Origin of the sequence: Paenibacillus sp. GCM10027626, from assembly GCF_042676285.1 — a bacterium.
Classification (GTDB): Bacteria; Bacillota; Bacilli; order Paenibacillales; family Paenibacillaceae; genus Paenibacillus_Z.
Map to the genome: position 1 here is coordinate 1 of NZ_JBHTHC010000035.1, position 16,233 is coordinate 16,233.

The 16,233-nt window shown below is 48.4% G+C and carries 14 protein-coding genes; 11 read left to right on the top strand and 3 right to left on the bottom strand.

What is annotated here, in order from left to right:
- The first annotated feature begins 162 nt into the window (after positions 1–162).
- On the top strand, positions 163–819 hold the full coding sequence (locus ACFQ0N_RS35810; protein WP_379334917.1) for a TolB-like translocation protein: 657 nt from the start codon (positions 163–165) through the stop codon (positions 817–819).
- 18 nt (positions 820–837) lie between these two features.
- Here ACFQ0N_RS35810 and ACFQ0N_RS35815 read toward each other — a convergent pair whose 3' ends face one another.
- A complete protein-coding gene (locus ACFQ0N_RS35815; protein ID WP_379334918.1) occupies positions 838–1,962 on the bottom strand; it encodes a kanamycin nucleotidyltransferase C-terminal domain-containing protein in 1,125 nt (374 codons plus the stop codon).
- A 179-nt stretch (positions 1,963–2,141) separates the two neighbouring features.
- Here ACFQ0N_RS35815 and ACFQ0N_RS35820 point away from each other — a divergent pair, with 179 nt between their 5' ends.
- From ACFQ0N_RS35820 to ACFQ0N_RS35830, 3 genes are all read left to right on the top strand, one after another.
- The gene (locus ACFQ0N_RS35820) at positions 2,142–3,563 is read left to right on the top strand and encodes an aldehyde dehydrogenase family protein (RefSeq protein WP_379334919.1); all 1,422 of its coding nucleotides are present in this window, start codon (positions 2,142–2,144) and stop codon (positions 3,561–3,563) included.
- A 149-nt stretch (positions 3,564–3,712) separates the two neighbouring features.
- Positions 3,713–6,085, top strand: a complete 2,373-nt coding sequence (locus ACFQ0N_RS35825; RefSeq protein ID WP_379334920.1) for a family 78 glycoside hydrolase catalytic domain — start codon at positions 3,713–3,715, stop codon at positions 6,083–6,085.
- Between the two features lie 103 nt (positions 6,086–6,188).
- Positions 6,189–7,289, top strand: coding sequence for a GntR family transcriptional regulator (locus ACFQ0N_RS35830; protein ID WP_379334921.1), 1,101 nt, complete (start codon positions 6,189–6,191; stop codon positions 7,287–7,289).
- A gap of 115 nt (positions 7,290–7,404) precedes the next feature.
- Here the strand turns inward: ACFQ0N_RS35830 and ACFQ0N_RS35835 are convergent, their stop codons facing one another.
- Together ACFQ0N_RS35835 and ACFQ0N_RS35840 are read right to left on the bottom strand one after the other, a co-directional pair.
- The gene (locus ACFQ0N_RS35835; RefSeq protein ID WP_379334922.1) at positions 7,405–7,959 is read right to left on the bottom strand and encodes a copper amine oxidase; all 555 of its coding nucleotides are present in this window, start codon (positions 7,957–7,959) and stop codon (positions 7,405–7,407) included.
- A 74-nt stretch (positions 7,960–8,033) separates the two neighbouring features.
- A complete protein-coding gene (locus ACFQ0N_RS35840) occupies positions 8,034–8,342 on the bottom strand; it encodes a hypothetical protein (protein WP_379334923.1) in 309 nt (102 codons plus the stop codon).
- Between the two features lie 158 nt (positions 8,343–8,500).
- On the opposite strand from ACFQ0N_RS35840, the gene ACFQ0N_RS35845 reads away from it, so the two are divergent.
- The 7 genes from ACFQ0N_RS35845 (at position 8,501) to ACFQ0N_RS35875 (ending at position 16,222) form a co-directional block, all read left to right on the top strand.
- Positions 8,501–9,043, top strand: a complete 543-nt coding sequence (locus tag ACFQ0N_RS35845) for a sigma-70 family RNA polymerase sigma factor (protein WP_379334924.1) — start codon at positions 8,501–8,503, stop codon at positions 9,041–9,043.
- Positions 9,040–9,366: a hypothetical protein gene (locus ACFQ0N_RS35850; RefSeq protein WP_379334925.1), complete on the top strand. Its 327-nt coding sequence runs from the start codon at positions 9,040–9,042 to the stop codon at positions 9,364–9,366. Before ACFQ0N_RS35845 ends, ACFQ0N_RS35850 begins: the two co-directional genes overlap by 4 nt.
- A complete protein-coding gene (locus tag ACFQ0N_RS35855) occupies positions 9,356–11,638 on the top strand; it encodes a hypothetical protein (RefSeq protein WP_379334926.1) in 2,283 nt (760 codons plus the stop codon). Before ACFQ0N_RS35850 ends, ACFQ0N_RS35855 begins: the two co-directional genes overlap by 11 nt.
- 765 nt (positions 11,639–12,403) lie before the next feature.
- Entirely contained in the window at positions 12,404–13,810 is a 1,407-nt protein-coding gene (locus tag ACFQ0N_RS35860; protein ID WP_379334927.1) for a vWA domain-containing protein, read from the top strand.
- Between the two features lie 680 nt (positions 13,811–14,490).
- Positions 14,491–15,096 (top strand): TetR/AcrR family transcriptional regulator, encoded by a 606-nt coding sequence (locus tag ACFQ0N_RS35865; protein WP_379334928.1) that lies wholly within the window; start codon positions 14,491–14,493, stop codon positions 15,094–15,096.
- Between the two features lie 135 nt (positions 15,097–15,231).
- Positions 15,232–15,444, top strand: a complete 213-nt coding sequence (locus ACFQ0N_RS35870; RefSeq protein WP_379334929.1) for a hypothetical protein — start codon at positions 15,232–15,234, stop codon at positions 15,442–15,444.
- A complete protein-coding gene (locus ACFQ0N_RS35875) occupies positions 15,425–16,222 on the top strand; it encodes a tetratricopeptide repeat protein (protein ID WP_379334930.1) in 798 nt (265 codons plus the stop codon). Before ACFQ0N_RS35870 ends, ACFQ0N_RS35875 begins: the two co-directional genes overlap by 20 nt.
- Positions 16,223–16,233 lie beyond the last annotated feature (11 nt).

Consider the following 16,233-nt stretch of genomic DNA (forward strand, 5'->3'; position numbering starts at 1 on the left):
ACCACGAAAACGAGAGGATTGGTGAGGAAATGAAAGAAAACCCTTCATTTCATGGAGAAAATGAAGGGATCCGAATCATGAGATTCATCGCACAGGGCAAGTTGGGGAGAATTAATCGACGCTCTCCAAATTTAAATTAGACTAGAGAAGAAGGGCGAAGGAATGACGAAGATCAAACCTATTGTGCCCTTGATCTGGGCGGAACGTCCTGCGGTAAGTCCTGACGGCCGTTATTTGATCTTCTACACCAACCGCAACGTCGTAAGTCTAAAAGACGGAAGTGGTCAAATGTGGGTAAAAGATCTGAAGGACTATACGGAAAAAGCGGTATACACAGGGGGCTATGAGTTTGTTGGCTGGGGTAACGATGGACAGGTGTTTATTCACGATGATGACAAATTGGTAGGAATAGACCTTAAAACCCTTGAAGCGAAAGTCCTGAGGGAAGCTGTTACTCTGACATCAATTGTCTCCTATCCTTATCTCGTTCTACCCACTAGAGGCCAGATTGCCATTGAAAATCTCGAGAGCAATAAGTCGGAAGTGCTAACTGACGGGGTAGGGCGTGCTGATATGATCGTTGCCGACCCCACCCAAACTAACTTGGCAATCTTGAACCTCCCGAATCCGGAATCATTTGACAACAATATCCTGGTCATCAAAAATAACAACGCATCCGATGTTCGAACGATTTGGCCGGAAGAAGGATATATTTTTGACACCTATTCTTGGATAGATCAGGTTAACCTTCTTGTGGTAGCACTAAAGAAGGCGACAACTGATCAAGTTTCTTACGTAGTAAATGTTAATGAAGACTAGAAGGAGCTCAAAGCAAGTTCACGCTTGCGCACTTATTTCCTTAAGAAATGCTTCAAATTGTTCGATGTTTGCAAAACGGTTGATCTCGACTCCTTTGGTTTGGAGATGTGTCTCTAATAGAGAACTTAAACGTACAACAGCGAGTTGTAATTGCGAGAGATCATGAGGGTACAGGAGTGCAACCAGTTCCGGGAATCCCAACCGCTTATAAATATCCTGATAAGTTGAATTGAACATCAAGCTGCTAGGCCAATGCCCCGTTTCTGCAAAAAACAAGAAGCGAGCGATTTCATCCTGTGCATGAATAGTAGAGAAAAATGCTGTATCATAATCATTCATTTCGCAAGCTGTAATGATTTTGTCCAAAACTCCCTTTATTTCCTCGTAATAACCTTTCATTCTATCGGCGTAAGCAGGAGAACTGAAGTATTTTTCTTTTTGAGCTAACACTAGTTCAAACGTATCCGCCACAAGTTTTTCACAAGCTTGCAGCATGTCAGTGTTCACGTCGGTATGCATAATCGTTTTCATTAGTGACTCCAAACCATCCGGTTTTAACGGAAGCTGTAAAATTTGCTCTCTATTTTTGCCAAAGCCCCTTGTGTAATAAGTTCCATTTAATAGCGCAAGACTTTGAAACACCTTCGTTAAAACTCCATACGCTTCTGTTCGGTAAAATGTAATACTTTCAAACTCGCTGGCATGGCTCAACTTGTACAAATGCTCATAAACATTACGAAGCTCCGATTCAGCTTTCTCAATCATTGTTTGTGCTTGTTCAGCGTTCTGCATTGAGGAAATGGTATCACGCAGTTTCATAAATCGTTCGCTGTCTTCATCTGAACGCACATACAGGAGCTTACAATCTGCGATAATTGTAGTTTGTGTTTCTTGAAACGAGGCCATTCTCTCGGCACGTTCCCAACTAATAGGCCAAAAGTCAAAACTGATGTCATTAATAATAAACTGTATACTTGCCTGGTAACCTTTTGTCGTGGCGGGAATGAAAAAGAAGTCCAAGTCAGAGCGCTTTGTTGCAGTTCCTTGCGCATATGAGCCATAGTAAGCGATAATTGCAATATCTTCAGAATAAACGTTTTTAACATGATTCACGAGAATATCGGCAACTTCAAACACGTTCATCAGCCGCTCCCCCCTTAATATGTAAGCTTCACCATGTTATAATAACAAAGTTTCAAAAACATAGATGGGAAAGTTCAACTATAATTTTTTAAGTCCTTAATTATTAATCCCTTCAATAGATCAAAAAAAGGACAATGAGGTCCAATTGTTGCTGAGCTTAGAGAAAGGGGAGAGTATAGATGTTGTCAAAAAAAATGTTGATTGGCGGGCAGTGGATAGACAGCAAGCGGCATTATGAGCTGCGTTCGCCTTATAATGGACAAGTGATTGCGCGCATACCGCTGGCTGACCGGGGCGATATTGAAAAAGCGCTGGCCAGTGCCGAACAAGGCGCCAAAGCTATGCGCCTGCTGACATCGCATGAGCGTTCCGCCATTTTGGAGAAGGTTGCACAGCTATTTCAAGAGCGTGCCGAGCAGTGTGCGGCGATCCTGGCTAATGAAGCAGCCAAGCCGTTAAAGGCGGCGCGTGCAGAAATTGCCCGCACCATAGAGACGTATAAATTCGCCGCTGAGGAGGCGAAGCGGATCCATGGGGAGACGATTCCGCTCGATGCCGCCAAATCCGGGGCGGGACGATTCGGCTATACAAAACGGGAGCCGCTGGGCGTTATCGCAGCCATTACACCCTTTAATTTCCCGTTCAATCTGGTGGCCCATAAGCTCGGACCGGCGTTTGCCGCGGGCAATGCGGTCGTGCTTAAGCCAGCCTCGCAGACTCCGCTGAGCGCGCTTATGACGGCGCAGCTTTTTGCGGAAGCCGGTCTGCCGGCAGGCGCGCTCAATGTTGTCACAGGCAGCGGCAGTGAGATCGGCGATGTGCTTGTCCAGGATGCTAGAGTCAAAATGATCACCTTTACCGGCAGCGCCGAGGTCGGACGGCGAATTAAAGAGCAGGCCGGCTTGAAACGGGTGACGCTAGAGCTAGGCTCGAATTCGGCTGTTATTATCGATAGCGCAGAAGATCTGGAGGCTGTGGCTGCCCGCTGCGCGGAAGGCGCATTTAGTTTTGCGGGGCAGGTCTGTATATCAGTTCAGCGGATTTTCGTGCAGGAAAGGCTGTTCGAATCATTTGTCGAGCTGCTGACAGAGCGGGCCAAACGGCTTGTATATGGCGATCCGCATGAGGACACGACGGATATTTCCGCTCTTATCCATACGCGGGAAGCGGAGCGAATTGAGCGATGGGTAGCAGAGGCTGCGGATGCGGGAGCGCGGATTGCATGTGGCGGCAGGCGTGAGGGCGGTTATTATGAACCGACCGTGATCGTCAGCCGTGAACGGAATTTAACGATTTCCTGTCAGGAAGCGTTCGGGCCGGTGGTCGTGGTCGATCATTATCACGATTGGGATGAGGCAATCTCAGCGGTGAATGATTCGGCTTATGGGCTGCAGGCAGGCGTCTATACGACTTCGATCAGCAAAGCCTTTGATGCGGTGGAGCGGCTGGAGGTCGGCGGTGTTATTATAAATGATATTCCGACGTTCCGCGTTGATCATATGCCGTATGGAGGTGTGAAAAATAGCGGCCTCGGCAAGGAAGGCATTAAATATTCGATTGAAGAAATGTCAGAGCTAAAATTTGTATCCTTCAAGCTGTAAATTAGCGAAGCTTTTATGTTCATTGATCGGGATGAGCATAAAAGCTTTTTTTGTTGTCTTAAATCGTAATGGACAAATAAAGTATATCATACTATTATTAAGTATACGTATTTATAGAGCTAAAGAATGCTGCTGGAGGATGATGTGTAATGTCAGGGAAGTGGCAAGCGCAGTGGATTTGGGCGAGTGGTCAGGAAGAGGCTGTTAATCTGTTTGCCGAAGCGCGCCGCAAATTTCAATTGCCCGGTCAAGCGAAGCGGGCGGTAGTCCGTGTAACGGCAAATCAGTTCTATACGATGACGATTAATGGCAGGGAAATTGGGAGAGGGCCTGCTCCCAGCGATAATAAGTGGAAGTATTATGATGAATATGATGTTACCGCTGCTTTGCAGGCGGGGGATAATGTGATTGCAGTGACGGCGTACAATTTTGGGAAGGAGCCGATCGTGACGCATCAGCTCCAGGGGCCAGGCGGCCTGCTGGTGCAATTGGATGCAAGCTATGAAGGCGCGGAGGGTGCAGCAGAGATGACCATTATCAGCGACAGCAGCTGGAAGTGCCGCAAATCTCCTCGCTGGGTGCCGGCCACAAGCCGTCAGCACCAATGGCGCGGCTTTCGCGAAATTTATTTGGCGGCGGAGGAAGACGGCTGGGAGGATGTGCAATATGACGATTCCATGTGGCCGGACGCTGTAATGGTGGCGAAAGCGGAGCAAGCAGATTCGCCATGGCCGCGGCTGCTGCCGCGGGATATTCCGCAATTGCAGGAGAGCATGCGGTCGCCGCTTGCCGTAATTGCCAGCGAGCCATATCTTGGCCGCATCGATGGCGCGGATGCGCTAATCGCCGGCTCGGATAATGGCGGGCGGGCGATGATAGCGGATGCTTCTGTTCCGGGCTCGTATCCGCAGGTTACGTACGATTTTGGCCGGGAGGTTGTCGGCTATCCGCAGCTCGAGGTAGAGGCGCCGGAGGGCGGCGTGCTGCAGCTGTTTTATGGCGAGACGCTGGAGATGGAGCTGACGGACACCTTTATGTTGAAAAAGGGCCGCAATCGGCTTGCTCCTTTTGCCCGCCGCGCCTTCCGCTATATGAAGCTCGCTGTACAAGCGACGCCGCAGCCGATTTACGTCGAAAAAGTACAGCTTCGCTTTGTCCACTATCCGTTCCCGCAGCAGGGCAGCTTCCATTGCAGTGATGAGAAGCTTGACCGGATTTGGGAAACGGGAAAATATACGACAATAGTGAACAGCCAGGACCATTTTGAGGATTGCCCGCACCGGGAGCAGGCGCTCTGGGTAGCTGATGCTGTCGTGATGGCCAAGGTTGTTTATCAAGCTTTCGGCGATGCCGCCATTGTCCGCAAAAGCCTGCTGCAAAGCGCGCGCATTCAGCATGATGACGGATCGATTGCCGGCACCGGGCCGGAGGCTAATCCGTTTTTGCTGCCGGATTTTTGCGCCCATTGGCTCTTTGGCGTCCATGAATATTGGCAGTATAGCGGCGATAGGGCATTTTTGCAGGAGGTCTGGCCGCATGTGCTCAAACTGGCGGAGTGGTTTGCCGCACAGGAGGATGCGCATGGATTGTTTGAGAAGGCTGACCGTGACGGCTGGTGGTGCTTTATCGACTGGACGCAAGACATTGAGCGCAAAGACCGGGTAACCGTCATTTCTTGCTTCTACTATAAGTTTTTGCTGCTGACGGCAGAGCTCGCTTTGGAGCTGGGAGAAAAAGAGCTGGCGGCAGAGCTGCAGGATAAGGCAGTGCGGCTGCGCCTGACAATCCGTACTCGCATGCGGGCAGAAGGCAGCGAGCTGTTCGCGGATTGCTTGACCGATGAGGGATTGTCCCGCAGCATTACTGCACAGACCAATTTTGCCGCTGCATGGACCGGGGTAATGACGGAAGAGGAAGCGAAGCGCTTTATCGCAGACATCTATTTGGCTGATAAGCTGCCGCGCATTCGCGGCGCCTTCTTCTATCATATTGTGCTGGAAACGTTGTTCCGGCATGGCTTTGCCGATGCGGCAATCGAGCAGATTCGCCGTTACTGGGGAGCGATGCTGGATCGCGGTGCGACGACATGGTGGGAAACGTTCGACCCGGGCCTGCCGTTCTGCACCATTCCAAGCCCGTACCAGGGACATACGCCTACTTATTTGCGCGATGAAGTACCGGTCAGCCTGTCTCATGGCTGGGGGGCATCGCCGACGAATTTGCTGCTAAGCGATGTGCTGGGGATTGATGTTCGTCATTTGGGAACCGGCGGCGAGGGTGATTCGAAATCCGCGCAAGTATTGCTTAAGCCACTGGCAGCAGGCGGGCTGACGTGGGCGAAGGGCGTTGTTCCGACTGCCGCCGGCGATATTGAAGCGGAGTGGGAACAGGCAGGCGAAGCGCAAGGGAAGTTCCGCTTTGCCGTGGTGCTGCCGGCAGACCTGCAGTGGAAGACAGAAGGGCTGCAGGAACTGACAGTAGAGGAGCTTGGCAGTCAGGTTCGGGTTGCCGGGACGTTCTGATGTTGGCAATGGCGCGGTGTATGAAGGAAATCATATGCCGCGCCATTGCCTTGTTTTCGTACATAAAGTATACTTTATGTACGAATTAAGGAGTGATCGCAGGATGGCTGAAAAAACGGATAAGCTGCCCATGTATCAAGTGATCATGGAAGAGCTGAAGCAGCAAATTGCTACAGGAGTATTACGGCCGCATGATCCGCTGCCGACCCAGATCGAGCTGGCCCGGATCTATAATACAAGTGAAATTACTTCGCGCCGCGCGCTCTCTGATCTGGTCCAGGAAGGGCTCATTTATCGTGTGCGCGGCAAGGGGAGCTTCGTTCAGGAAGGGGCTGCCGGCGGCGTGCCGCGGGCGATGCGAACGATTTATTTTGTTGTGCGGGAAATGGCGGGCCAGTCGTTCAATCATCCTTTTTATGCAGAGACGCTTGCCGGTATTCAGGAAGTTTGCGAGGAACATGGAGTCGCCTTCTCGATTTGGGATTTGGCCAGTATGGGAGAGCTTCCAGACGATACAAACGCTGGTCTCATTCTTATCCCTGGCGCCTATATGGAGCTTTCGCGGCTGGAACAGTGGCGGTCGGAGGGCAGGCGTCTGGTGACGATCCATTATTATTTCCCGCATCTGAATATTCCGTATGTTGTTGTAGATAATTTGACCGGAGGTTATTTGGCTACGCAGCATTTGCTCTCACTTGGGCATAAGCGGATCGGCATCATCTTGACTGGCCGTTCGATTATGGAGCTGAATCAGGAATTTTCCTTCCGGCTGCAAGGCTATCGGCTGGCTCTGTCCCAGCACAATATTCCGTTCGATCCGGAGATGGTTTGTGTGGTGGATGGGCCTGCGGAAAGTCATGAGATGGGCTATGAAGGGCTTCAGCGGTTGATTGACAAAAAGGAGCGTCCTACTGCTGTGTTTACGACGAGCGACTATAAGGCATTTGGCGTTATGAAGGCAGCGAGGGAGATGGGGCTGCGGATTCCGGAGGATCTGAGCATTGTCGGCTATGACGATGTCGTGATGGGCCAATATACGTATCCCAATTTGACCACGATTAATCAGAATACGAAGCAGCTCGGCCGACGGGCGGCCGAAATGCTGATTTTCGATTTGCAAAATGACGCCAACCGTTTTGTTAAGGAAGAGATTGTGCCGAGCTTGATCGTTCGCGACAGTACATCTGATTTGGAAGATAAATGAGCGGACAACAAAAGGAACAGATGCCGCGGCTGGCAGCGTCTGTTCCTTTTGTTGAATTTTAGGGGAAGAAACTTGCCTCGCACCAAGGACGGCGTCAGCCGTTTCTTCTCAGGCCTTAGTTTGTAGACGGAATTTGCAGTTCAGAAACTAGAAACCAATCTTTGGAATTGGTTGGCTTCATGTAGCAGCGAATATAGTAGTCGCCGGTTTCGTCGAAAAGATATTTTTGCTCATTTGTCACAAACCAGAAATGTTCCTTCTGCTCATCTACTTTTTTGGTAGCAAGCACTTGCTCTTTATTTTTCGGATTCGTAATGGTAATTTTGATCTCGGAAAGATCCGTTTTCAGACTGTCAATTTGGGCAAATACGCTGAATGGATCTTTATGTCCCTTCGAAACTTGGCCGAACGGCTTCGGACCAAAGGCTGTCAAATGGACATTCGGCTTATCGATCGTTAATTTTTTCTGCTTGGGATCCCACTGAACGATCGATTTTTGCTCGGTAGAGAGCTCATTAATCGGAACATAAACTTTGCCGTCACTAATGATTCCTGTGGCGCTTAAAGGCTGGTTATTGAACCATATCTTCACATCCTCTGTCATGGCGTATAGCAAGGAGCCGCCGCACAGGCTGAGAATGACTGATGCAAGTATAATACGCTTTTTCAAACTCTCATCCCCTTTTATTGAGTTATATGGTTATACTGCCCATATGGAGAAAAGTTGTGGAAATTCGCGAAAATTCAAGTTAAATAATGATATTTGTTTTCTCCTCCCCGCCATAAGCCTCGTGCGATGCTGAAGCCGATCACCTGATAGCAGCAGTACCAAATCAGGCAGCGCATGCCGAAGGAAGGCCAGGTGAACGCAGCGCGTTGAAAATCGGAGAAGTAGATTTCCAGCAGAGAAACAGCAGCCCACACCGCGAAAAGGATAAATCCCCACAGTAATGTTCGAGTGATCATATATTTTGTTTTGCCGCGCTGCCTAATGGTAGCCCATCTATTCACAAAAGCTTGTTCGCGTTTGTTCAGATTAACGGAGTTTGTCATACAAAACATCTCCCTTGTAACGAGTGTCGGCGAGGGTTTCTCTCATTTTACCCGAATTTGCAGTCATTAGCTAAAGTTTTACTCGAAAAGTTGCAACTTCTTTTGCACAGGCCGCATCATAGTGGTGAAGAGAGAGGGGGGCGAGCGGGCTGGATGTCGTGCAACAATTGAAAAAAGGCGACGAAGCTGCATTGCGTCTGCTTATGAAGCAGTACGGCGACTATTTGCTGCGTACTTCGTATCTGCTGTTGAAGGATCGTCAGGCGGCTGAAGAGGCCGTGCAGGATACGTTTATTTCCGCCTTTCAAAAAATAGAGCAGTTGCGTGATCCCGATCAGCTAAAAAGCTGGCTTACCCGCATTGCCATTAATCGCTGCCGGATGCGGCAGCGTACGTGGAGCTGGCGCATGCTTCTGCCGTTTGCCCGAATGGATGAGGCCTGGTCGGGAGCGGGGGAAGATCAGTTCGAGCCGGCGACGGAGGAGCGGTTTTTGCTGGAATGGCAGGGAGAGCGATTAAGCGATGCTGTCCAGCGGCTGGAATACCGCTACCGGGAGGCGATCACACTCTTTTACTACGGTGAATTCAGCGTCCGGGAAATTGCGCTCCAGACAGGGGCGAAAGAAAATACGGTGAAAGCGAGGCTGGCAAGAGGACGGAAGCAGCTGCGGGCAATAATTGAGCAGGAGGGGATGGCATGAATCAGAGGAGCTGCCGGGAACAGCTCGATAACGAGCTAATGGAGCTGACTTTTACGGCGAGAGATCAGGTAATTGGGCGCACCCACCCGCGATCACGGCGGGAAAAGCTGGCGGCCTGGTGGAATAAAGAGCTGGAGCTATCGCTTGTACCGCTTGTTCCGATCGTGGCTGCAGCCTCATTGCTGCTGTTCTGGGCGATGGCCTTTTATTCGGATGGGCCGGAAAGTGAAGTGCTAAGGAAGCAGCGGACTGTAATCGAAGCTGGCGGGAATATGTACTGGGACGATATTTTTGCGAAAAAGGTGCGGACTTATGAGAAATAAACTGACCGTAAAAGTGAAACATTTGGCGTTGTTTTCTCTTGCGTTATTCGCAGCTGTCGTGTCTGCGGGAGCGTTATTTGCGGAGAAGCATCCGGAGAGCAAAATGCGGGAGGGCGGAGTAAAGGCGGTGCTCGCCGGGCTGGCTGAAGTCTCTAATCCGGCACAGAAATGGGAGTTGATCCGCGAATTTTTGATTATGCCCGGGGTGGATTCGATTGTAAGGGATGCGGAAATTATTATTGGTCCGGGCAGATTGTTTAACGCAAGCGGTGTGAAGAGTGGGGAACGTGAAAAAGTGACGTGGAAGGAAAAGCTGCCTTATTTGGAGCAATATGCGGCAGAAGCGCCGATAGACGGGTATTTGGTGCACGCGGCACGGCAACTCGCCTATTATTACGGCTATTATAGACAGCCGGGCGATGCTGTTCTTGTGCTGGAGCAAGTTGAGGGACGGCTGGAGCGTGCCAGGGAGAAGGGGAAATACACGCAAGAACGAAACGAGCTAGAGCTGCTGCGCGCGGAGTGGCTGTTCCGGCAGGGAGATTTAAAGGCGGCAGAGCAGCTTATGACTGGGTTGCTGCAAACGGGCGATGGCCGCACCAATGCGGTTATGCATACAAGTGTAATGATGAAGCTGGAACAAGGACGGTTGCAAGAGGCGCTGGCAGAGCTTGAGCAGTACTTGCAAGCGGCCAAGACGACCGAAGGCAATTGGCGGTCGGTCAACGAGGGGCAATTGGTTGCTTTGCAGAAACACTTGCAGCAAGCTGTTGCCGCGGGGAGCGAGGGATCAGGCAAGCCTGCAAGCATCACGGGCACGATTCGCCGCAGCGACGGAACGCCAATTGCGGGAGCCGGTATTTTTTTGCGCTATAAGGATGATTTGCATCATAGTGTTATGGAAAGTGAGCCTTATCAGACGGTTAGCGGTGCGGATGGCCGCTTTGAGCTTCGCGGCGTTTTGCCGGGTAGCTATCAGTTCTATGTTGGCTTGCAATTTGAGCAAATCGACGGCTACACATGGCCGATAGATCTCGACGAATGGCTTGATGTATCTGCAGGAGCGTCATTGTCGCCGTCGATTGTACTGGCGTCGCTCAGCGAAGTGGAATATCCGGTGAACGGGCAGAAAGTGACAGGGCCTGAGGTGGAATTCCAGTGGGAGCCTGTAGAAGGAGCCGAATACTATCAGCTTGAAGGCACGGTGCCGGTTAGTTCGGGCAGTATGGGGACGGTTATTCGCAGTTATGTTCATGATCACAAGGTGACGGTTTCGCTGAATGAGTTGTCTGATGCTTTCTCGGGGGTAGTATATAGCGGAAAAGCAGAGCGGATAGACTGGACGGCGGCGGATCCGCGGTCGCTACTTGGCTTTGCCAATCCGGAGAGTCGCTTTTCATGGAGCGTGGAAGCTTATAGTGCGGACGGAAAGCTGCTGACGCGCAGCGGCGGTTATCGTCTCGATGAGGATACGGTTGGCAATTTGCCTTTCTTTTATTTGCAGGCCCGGACATTGACGGCGGCTGATCGGCTGCTGCTGGACGGCAAGCATGAGGAAGCGTTGGCTGCTTATCGTGCGGCTTACGAGAAGGATAACGCCGATGCCCATAGTTTGCGGATGCTGATTCGGCTGCTGAGTGTGAAGGAGCGCAATGAGGCTGATGAAGCGGCAGAACGGGAGATCTTCGAGCTGCGGCTGAAGCTGATGGAGCTTGCACCGACACCGGGTCTGCTGGATAAGTTGATGGATTATTACTATGGAAAGAGCGACTGGCTAAAATATGCGGAGGCGGTAGAGGAGTATAAGAAGCTTAGCGGGGAGCCGCTTAATCCTTATCAGCAGGAGATTTATGCGACAGCGCTGATGAAGCAGGGCAAGCTTGATACTGCGGCAGCGGCGTTCGAGGCAGCGATGCGTCTTGATGGCAGCCATCGCTTTGTCGGCAATTATTTGGCTGTGCTGCTTGTGATGAACGAATCGATGGAGCCGGCGCTTGCAGCTGCAGCCGAGTTTCCGGAACGGAATGCGGTTGGTACGCAGCATGACTGGCAGCAACTGCTTGCTCGGCTTCAGAAGGAAGCGGCAGCGGCACAGGCTGTGGAGGGAGAAGGCACCGGGTATCGGAATGAGATGAAGCAGGTGCTGGACATGTATGTGCGCGGCGACCGCGAGCAGCTGCAGCAATGGGTAGCAGCGGCAGGGAAAGTTGCTGTAGAGAAGCAGTATGCCGCGCTGCTGGCGCTGGCGAAGGCGTTATTGGAAGTTGGATAGAGGAGGAGGGTGCCTAATTGCGATTGCGAGGCGCCCTCTTTTTGTCTTGCCAGAATATATTTTCGAAGGTGTCATTGGGAAGAGGCTGTTTTGCAAGTGTATAGTTGAAATTTTGCCGCCGCTAACACTATGTAGCATCGAATGGTGCCGCTGAAGGCCGGCTCCAGCCGTTTTTCATATTGGCCATGATATTCTCAGGAATATGACATTTGTCATGTGAAAATTATTACAATCATAAATACCAAGCGAGCGAGCGTTAGGGTATGATGCTTGGTAAGTTATTAAAAACCTTAACGAGAAGGGAGTAAGCGCATCCTGCTCATGAACTGGAATATCACACCCCTTTTAGTTCACGCTGGCTGTGTTGATCGTACCATCCGTTCTGGGACTAGTGAGCGTACGCTGCATGGGCGGAAAGAACTGACGGCAACTCGTGGAGGTCGACGAGCGACTTATTGTACAATCAAAACCTTGATTAAATATGGGAGAAAAGTCCGATATTTGTTTTTTTATCCATTCTTTAAGTGCGAATGACTGGTTTGCAAGGTATGATTTAGAAAGGAGCTGTGAGCCGAGTAAATCAAATATCGGTTTTTGGATTAAGAAAAGATTTGCATAAATCTAGGATGCGAAAGGCGGGGGTTATTGATGTAAAAAGTTCGATAGCAGGAACATCGCCCAGGAAACAACGATGATCCAATGAGTTTGATGAAACAGGTCATTGGATTCATTAAATTTAGCGAGAAATTATTTGGAGGTACATGAATGATTTTAAGAACCATTTGCATTTTTGTCTCTTTAATCGTATTTCTGGCGGGTTGTAGTCATGAATCCGATAAGAACAATTTTCAGGATTCATCGGATTCTACGCTAAGTAATGAACCGGAAAAGGACGCCTCGAAAATTCAAACCCCGTCGGATTCAGATCAAGGCAAACCCCAATCAGAAAATCAAAGCCCTTTGGACTCCAATTCCAATAACCCCGAGGATTCTTTAACAGACGAAGAAACATTGATGAAACCCCCAGGACGCTTTGCCGGTTCAAATTATGATGAGGAGAAGGTTCAGGCAGCTTTGGATGAATTGCCGAATGACTTGACTGCCGATCAATATAGGGAAGAACTGCTCCTCCTGCTGGCTGAGGATTACCGTTCTTATATGAATGCTTTCAAAAAATTTGACACGGAAGTTAAAGTGAATAATGAGCGGCCTAATGGTGACATTACATTACCCTCAAGCAGGAAGCTGCACATTTCGATTCTGCTTGATGCCAGCGGCAGCATGAATGGGAAGATCGATGACAAGCTGAAAATGGACTCTGCCAAAGAAGCTATACAGGCCTTCGCGGATAAATTACCTGAAAATGCTGAAATATCTTTGCGGGTATATGGACATAAAGGATCAGGAAGCAACAAAGACAGACAACTGTCATGCAACAGTACAGAAGAAATATTTCATGGCCAAGGCAGCCAGACAAATCAAATGAAAACAGCGCTTCAAGACGTAAAACCAGCTGGATGGACACCCATTGCCAATGCGCTGAAATCTGTAAAACAGGATATAAATCCTGAGACAACCGATTCGGTCGTATATGTGGTTAGTGATGGGATTGAAACCTGTGGAGGTGATCCAGTAAAAATTGCTAAAGAACTCAACCAATCTAAAGTGCAGACCGTTGTTAATATTATTGGCTTTGATGTGGATAATGAAGGACAGAAATTGCTTCGACAGGTTGCTACATCCGGCGGTGGGGAATTCATCTCTGTAGATAATGAAAAATCACTAAAAGAGTATCTCAATAAAGCGTATGAAAAATTACAAGCCGAGTGGAAGACATGGAAAGAACATGGGCAAGGAGAGGCAAATACACAAGTCATCAGGAAGCAGGGAGCTATCAATAATACAGAAATGGATATGCAAATTCTGGTGAACAAAGAATATTATAATCTGCTGGCCGCTCTCAAATTTCTGGAAACGAAGTACGGAAATGATATCCCTCACGGCGATATCTGGATGCAATTTACTAAACGTAAAAATTTCGCATGGGATTATGCCCGTGATACGGGCCGGCGTTTGTATGACCAAGTAACTGAAAGCGGAACCCAGGTTTATGAAGATATCAAGAATGAAGGCGATAAGAATATAGAAGATCTGGAGGGTAAGAAAAAATGATTAGCGGCTGAGGCAATATGACTCATGTGACCCGCGTCTATGGATAAGAAGCATTCCAACCGAATCCTCAGATTTAGGATTACGCAAAGCAGTAGACGCGGGTCACAGGCCATTCGTCGTTTTATTAATGACACGATTAAAGCCAGTTGAGGTATATATTCCATGGTTAATGAATCTACCCTACGAAGCAGTATACTACAACAAGGACAAAAGAGAATCCTCAAAATAAACTCAAGAACCCTTTCGTAAATTTTTGATATTAATTTTGCGGAACTGGCGGGGAAAGATTCTTTCTAAAGCAATAAAGAGTTTCCAAGGTGTCTTGAAACCTAATCTTTACCGGTCAACAGTCGTCTCCCGAACTGTAGGCGTGCTTCAAGTTCGATCATAAACTTGCAATCTTCGCAGCAATGCATTCCTTTCATGTTTCGCTTCACGTGGCCGTAAGCTTGAGTCCCCTCGAGGACATAAAACGCTTTTTTACAAACATAACAGGTCGAATGCAAACGAGATCCTCCGTTGGATTGGTCCTGCACCAAAACCCCCTCTCGTCAATCATGACAAGTTCCCGTATTATTGACGGAATAACCGCAATGCGTTATAACCGAATAAGTATCTAAATAACACACTGTGTTTTTTATTTTAATACAGTGTGTTAAATAATGCAAGGGGGGCTATCGTTGCCGAAAATCGTAGACCATGAACAAAAAAGGAAACTGATCGCCGAATCGGCATGGAGTATTATCGAAGCAAAAGGGATCGAGCATGCGTCAATCCGCGCCGTCGCCGCTTCGGCAGGGTTATCGCCGGGTGCCTTGCGGCATTATTTTTCAACGCAGGACGAGCTGTTGCTGTTTATCGTGGATTATTTTTTGACGAGGGGAACTCACAAGGCAGAGGGGCTAGATATAAGCCGTATTCCGATGAAAGCCGCGAAGGAAGTGCTTTTAGAGCTACTCCCTATCGATTCGGAAAAACGAACTGCAACCGGCGTCTGGTGGGTATTCGCCATCCGTTCCCTCACAAGTTCGACGTTGCGGGTTAAAAAAGACGAGCTCACGGACGGACTTCACCACCTGACTAAAACTGTCCTCGACCTTCTGGCTAGTGCGGAGCTTCTTCCCCCGTCGATAGACATAGAACTCGAAACGTTTAGACTGGCCGCGGTCGTCGAAGGCTTGACGATCCTCGCATTGCTTCGCCCGGAGCTATACACACCAGAGACTGTTGAGCGGATCGTCATCCTCCATCTCCGGGAGCTTTGCATGCGCAATACGGATAAATAAGCAAGAAGGAGCAAGCCATACGTCGCCTGACTCTATGACCTAACTGGAGCTGGATGAGGGGCGAACTCTGTACTCCCTAAAGCAAGGAGAAGGCAAGGCAGCTCATTTTCACCGTTAGAACAGGGAGATTATATTTTGGGGAAGGAAATCAATTCAAACAATGTCCCCATGGTGGCGGTGGACGTGATTGATTTCCTCGAAGCGCCCCCTAGCGGGGCTTTTTTCGATTGGACAACCAGTATGCCCGTTCGCTATAATGAAAGGGGCAATTCCCATACTTTCTCAATTGCAGGAGGAATCCATTCATGGCACAGGATATTAAAAGAAGATGAACGAAAAAGAAGTTAAAAAACAACTTTCCGCAGCCAAAAAGTATAGAAATAACGGTGATTTTGCTCAAGCCTTGGGGATTCTACACCAAATAAACAATGAATATCCGGAGAATGTAACTTACAGGTACCAATTGGCATTCACCTATTATGAAAGTTATGAAAGCATGAATACTGATGCTGCCAAACGTTATGTAGAAGAAGCGGTTGCATTAGATGCCAATTTTAAAGAAAACTACGAGCTGTTAGGTGATATTTATAGGAAAGAGGAAAAACTAGAAAAAGCTAAGGAATACTATGAAAAAGCGTATGAGTTAGACTCCGAGTATTTAACTGTAGGAGAAAAACTGATACAGTTATATCTGAAAATGAGTAATTACGAAGGAGTATTAGAAGTTTGTAATCGTATGATGAGTTATATTCCTGTCGATACTTCTAGCGCAAAAGCAAAAGCTTTAACTTCTATATATTTTGGTTGTGTTTTATATAAAGGATGGGCATTAGTTTATTTGAATCGTTACGAAGAAGCTATTGAAGAAATTAAGAGGATAAAAGAATTAGACATTCAAACTAAACTTCCATCATTTTTTAACCAATACAAAGATGATGATGAAGCATTATTTAAAATGTATTATAAATTAAATAATAATCCGAAAATTAGTGAATATAAAGAAATATTAAGAAATGAATATAAATTAAATGACGAAAATATACTGGCGTTAGAAGAAGAAGCTAGACAAGATATTATTTTGTTCAGGCAAAGACCAGATGTAATGCGGCATTTAGGATTAAGCTAAAAGCTCCCAAA